Source organism: Marinimicrobium sp. UBA4209, from assembly GCF_002381585.1.
Taxonomy (GTDB): Bacteria; Pseudomonadota; Gammaproteobacteria; order Pseudomonadales; family Cellvibrionaceae; genus Marinimicrobium; species Marinimicrobium koreense.
The window spans coordinates 8869-13290 of record NZ_DFTP01000027.1 but is presented as its reverse complement, the minus strand read 5'-3'; the positions used below and the strand labels follow the sequence as shown (position 1 = coordinate 13290).

The following is a 4422-nucleotide window of genomic DNA, read 5'->3' as shown; positions in this document are numbered from 1 at the left end:
CGCCTGCAGTTCGGCGCAGGTATTGTCGCGACGGAAGTCATTCGGGAAAGGGTTGCCCTTCTCTCGAATGGCCGCCAGCTTGGAGCGACGCTCGGCAATAAGGTTGTTCTCATCCTGGGGGGCGTTGGGCTTGCTCATGGCATCTCTGATGTTGGGGAGTGAATGAACAGGGCCTGATTACAGGCCCGCTTTCAGACTGGCGACAATAAACTGGTCCAGGGCGCCGTCCAGCACCGCCTGGCAGTTACTGGTCTGAACGCTGGTGCGCAGATCCTTGATGCGCTGGTCGTCCAGCACGTAGGAGCGGATCTGACTGCCCCAGCCGATGTCAGCCTTGTTGTCTTCCATGGCCTGCTTTTCGGCATTGCGCTTGAGCATTTCCTGCTCGTACATCTTCGCGCGCAGCATTTTCATGGCCCGATCGCGGTTCTGGTGCTGGGAGCGTTCACTCTGACAGCTCACCACGATACCGGTGGGCTCATGGGTAATCCGCACCGCCGAATCGGTTTTGTTCACGTGCTGACCACCGGCGCCGCTGGCGCGGTAGGTGTCGGTACGCAGATCACCCGGGTTGATATCGATTTCGATATTTTCGTCGATCTCCGGGGAGACAAACACCGAGCAGAACGAGGTGTGACGACGATTGCCCGAATCAAAGGGCGACTTGCGCACCAGCCGGTGTACGCCCGTTTCGGTGCGCAGCCAGCCGAAGGCGTATTCGCCTTCAAAGCGGATGGTGGCGCTTTTGATGCCCGCCACTTCACCGGCGGACGCTTCTTCCAGGGTGGTTTTGAACCCTTTGCGCTCGCCCCAGCGCAGGTACATGCGCAGGACCATTTCGGCCCAGTCCTGGGCCTCGGTGCCGCCAGAGCCGGACTGAATATCGAGGTAGGCGTTGTTTTCATCCACCTCGCCGGAAAACATCCGGCGGAATTCCAGGGACTCCAACTGACCATCCAGGCGCTCAATTTCGGCCGCCACGTCGTTGATGCTGTCGGCGTCATCTTCCTCGACCGCCATATCCAGCAGCTCTCGGCAGTCCGCCACACCGGTGTCCAGATCCTCAATGGTATTTACCACCAGCTCCAGTGAGGAGCGCTCTTTACCCAGTGCCTGGGCGCGGTCCGGATCTTCCCACACATCGGGCTGACCCAGCTCCAGTTCAACTTCTGTCAGACGCTCTTTCTTGTGAGCGTAGTCAAAGATACCTCCTGAGCACATCAGTTCGCTCAGTCAGGTCTTTCAATTGATTCAGCAGCGGATTGATTTCCATAAGTTCCAAACCGGTTGTCGCGTCACCGGCCGAGCGGGATAAAGCGGCCGGAAACAGAGTGAATTCAGGTGGGGGATCGCCCCAATCAGGGCGCGCATTCTAACGCACAAGGCCGCACCACCGCCAGTGCTCCGGCGGGCTCCCCGGTTGGCGGAAATCGCGATAGAGGCCACAAACTGACGCCCTGCCCCTGTAAAAAACCGCTAAAACCGTGGACAATGCCTCTGCCGAAGTCTGGCACCATGGACAGAGACACCAATAACAACAGAGCCCCATGGCTCTGACTCAACCCGGAGCAACCGGCATGAACCATCCACTACTGTCGATACTCACGCCCATGTACAACGAGTCGGGCGGGATTGATCACTTTTTTCAGACGCTCGAGCAGGCACTGGAAGACGTTCCGGTCGATTATGAGATCATCTGTGTGGACGACGGCTCCGCCGACGATACCCTCCAGCAGTTACGTAATCACGCCGACCGTAACCCTCGAATCAAAGTGCTCGCGCTGACCCGGAATTTCGGCAAGGAAGCGGCCATGACCGCTGCACTGGACTTTGCCCGCGGCGACGCCGTCCTGCCGATCGACGCCGACCTGCAGGACCCGCCGGAGCTGATCGGCCAGATGGTGGATCAATGGCTCACCGGCGAATACGAGGTGGTCTACGCCAAACGCGCCTCCCGCAAGGCCGACAGCCTGATGAAGCGCAAGACCGCCCAGTGGTTCTACCGTCTGTTCAACAAAATGAGCGAAATCCATATCCCCGAAAACGTCGGGGATTTCCGCCTGATGGATCGCAAGGCGGTGGATGCCATCAAACTACTGCCGGAGAAAGACCGCTTCATGAAGGGCCTGTTCTGCTGGCCCGGCTTCCGGCATACGGTCATCGAGTTCGACCGACAGGAGCGCGCCCAGGGAGAAAGCAAATTCAACTACTGGCGCCTGTGGAATTTTGCCCTGAGCGGCATCACCTCCTTCAGCACCTTTCCCATCCGGGTGGGCACCTACCTGGGCCTGATCGTTTCGTTCTGCGCCTTTGTGTTTGCGGTGGTGGTCATCATCAAAACCCTGACCACCGGGGTGGATGTACCCGGTTATGCCTCGACCATGGTGGTCATTCTGTTCCTGGGCGGGATCCAGCTGTTCTTTCTGGGGCTGCTCGGGGAGTACGTGGGTCGAATTTACAAGGAAGTGAAAAACCGACCGATCTATCTGGTGGCGGCCAAGTGGGGCTTCGATGACGATCAGACTGCTTAGGCAACTGGTCTGCTTTGGCATCGTCGGCGTCGCTGCGACCCTGACCCACTACCTGATGGCACTGAGCAGCCATGAGGGACTGGGCCTAAACCTGTACGCCGCCAATCTGTTGGGCTATGTGACCGCCATGACCGTGTCCTTCTACGGCCATGGCTGGCTGACCTTTAGGGTAGCGCTCACCCGCGCCACCCTGCAACGCTTTGTGGTCGCCTCGGTTTCCACTTTCCTCTCCAGCGAAATACTTCTCTGGGCGCTAGAGACCGGCACGTCGCTCCCCCATCGAATCACCCTGAGCATTGTGGTGATATCCGTGCCCGTCGTCTCTTTTATCCTCAATAAGTTCTGGGTCTATCGCCCCGGATCAGCTGCCAGTAGGTCGGATTAGCGAAGCGTAATCCGACACCAACCACGACTCAGCGAATTTGTCGGATTACGCTGCGCTAATCCGACCTACGCATATATCGTCCCGAACCAGCTGCCACTCAGTCGGTCCTGACGCTAAACAAGCTTAAAGGGCATTGGTTGGGTCAGAGAATCAATGATCGCACACTCCGCGTTATCATCCCCGGCGCAGTGCTCCGCCATGGTCACCAGGGTATCCCGCATCGCCTCCAGGCGAGCCAGCTGTTCATCCACCTGCGCCACCCGCTCCAACACCAGCGCCTTGACCTCTGCACTGCGCCGGTGCGGGTCCCGGTAAAGATCCAGCAACTCCCGGCACTCATCCAACGTAAATCCCACCGCCCGGGCACGCTGCAAAAACTGAAGCTGCTCCACATCCGCCTGCCGGTAATCCCGGTAACCATTGGCCGCCCGGTGCGGACACACCAACCCGATGCTCTCGTAATAACGGATCGTCTTCGGGTTCAACCCGCTGCGCTCCGCCGCCTGACCAATATTCATCCAACCTCCTCTTAAACACTGCCGGTCAATTGGCCCGGCAAAGATTACACTAACTATAACCTTTAAAATGGCGCCTGACTACTTATTGATCAATACTGGCCAGAAACCTCCTCGAGAACAGTGTGACAAGGCGCACACTTAAACGGCATTTTTGCTATCCACATCAAAGACTTACAAATTATATTTGACAAATAGAATGAAAAGTCTAGATTAGACATTAAACACCGAGCCGGAGTGGCCGCCATGGAATACCTGAGTATGACCAGTCCCGAGTGGGAAACCATGTGGGATCAACTTGCGGAAGACCGCCTGAATCAGGGCGATCCGATCTGTGAATTCGCCGGCCAGGCCTGGGAGTACATGGGGTCAACCAAAGACCACCACCACTTCCGCCACCCCTGCCACCCGGCCACAGAGAAAACCGAGTACATCTACCTCGAACGCGCTGGCGTCGCCCTCGCCTGGGCCGTGTGATCCGCGGGGCATACGCTCAATAACCGGCAGATTGCGCCTTGCACGCAACCTGCCGAATCGGGCTCAAACACCAATATTCTTCAGCGTCTCCAGAATCTCCCGCATCACCGCCGCCGTACGCGGATGCTCCGCCGCCATCTCCTCCACCAACAACTCCAGAGTATCCAACGGCACCGGCTCACCGTACTGATCCTTCGCCCCCTTCGGATGGGTGTGCAACTCCAACTGCTCCATCAAATGCTTCTGCTGCTCACTGGGCTCCTCGTTGCCGTACATCTCATGCAACTGGGTAATCAGACTTCTGGCTTTTTCCTGGGGCATAAAGACCTCGTTTTTTGGGTTAACTTGCTTCGCTGACTTTGCAGTGTTGTATTCGACTGTACCTTGCGTGCTTATTGGTGGATGACGAACCATAACGCTGCGCTCTGCTCCACCCTACGGCTAATGCGCAACCCTTGGCACTGAGGGGCGCTGTGCGGTAAACCCTTGTGAGACCGTGGAGCCGGGGACCGGC

At 57.8% G+C, this 4422-nt stretch carries 6 protein-coding genes; 3 read left to right on the top strand and 3 right to left on the bottom strand.

Annotated features, from left to right (window positions below; translation table 11 throughout):
• Positions 1-177: 177 nt before the first annotated feature.
• Positions 178-1273 (bottom strand): peptide chain release factor 2 gene (gene prfB / locus B3187_RS04290; RefSeq protein ID WP_286804737.1). Its coding sequence is split into 2 segments (ribosomal slippage): positions 178-1200 and positions 1202-1273, totalling 1095 coding nucleotides; the frame shifts between segments, so codons are not numbered across the junction.
• Between the two features lie 304 nt (positions 1274-1577).
• Here prfB and B3187_RS04285 point away from each other — a divergent pair.
• Both B3187_RS04285 and B3187_RS04280 read left to right on the top strand, forming a co-directional pair.
• Positions 1578-2531 (top strand): glycosyltransferase family 2 protein, encoded by a 954-nt coding sequence (locus B3187_RS04285; protein ID WP_024459930.1) that lies wholly within the window; start codon positions 1578-1580, stop codon positions 2529-2531.
• On the top strand, positions 2512-2916 hold the full coding sequence (locus tag B3187_RS04280) for a GtrA family protein (RefSeq protein ID WP_286804735.1): 405 nt from the start codon (positions 2512-2514) through the stop codon (positions 2914-2916). The genes B3187_RS04285 and B3187_RS04280 overlap by 20 nt, the downstream gene beginning before the upstream one ends.
• Before the next feature lie 113 nt (positions 2917-3029).
• On the opposite strand, the gene cueR is transcribed toward B3187_RS04280, so the two are convergent.
• The gene (gene cueR / locus B3187_RS04275) at positions 3030-3434 is read right to left on the bottom strand and encodes a Cu(I)-responsive transcriptional regulator (protein WP_286804734.1); all 405 of its coding nucleotides are present in this window, start codon (positions 3432-3434) and stop codon (positions 3030-3032) included.
• A gap of 243 nt (positions 3435-3677) precedes the next feature.
• On the opposite strand from cueR, the gene B3187_RS04270 reads away from it, so the two are divergent.
• Positions 3678-3908, top strand: coding sequence for a hypothetical protein (locus B3187_RS04270; RefSeq protein WP_024459927.1), 231 nt, complete (start codon positions 3678-3680; stop codon positions 3906-3908).
• A 63-nt stretch (positions 3909-3971) separates the two neighbouring features.
• Here the strand turns inward: B3187_RS04270 and B3187_RS04265 are convergent, their stop codons facing one another.
• Positions 3972-4229: a DUF4404 family protein gene (locus B3187_RS04265; protein WP_024459926.1), complete on the bottom strand. Its 258-nt coding sequence runs from the start codon at positions 4227-4229 to the stop codon at positions 3972-3974.
• Positions 4230-4422: the final 193 nt, after the last annotated feature.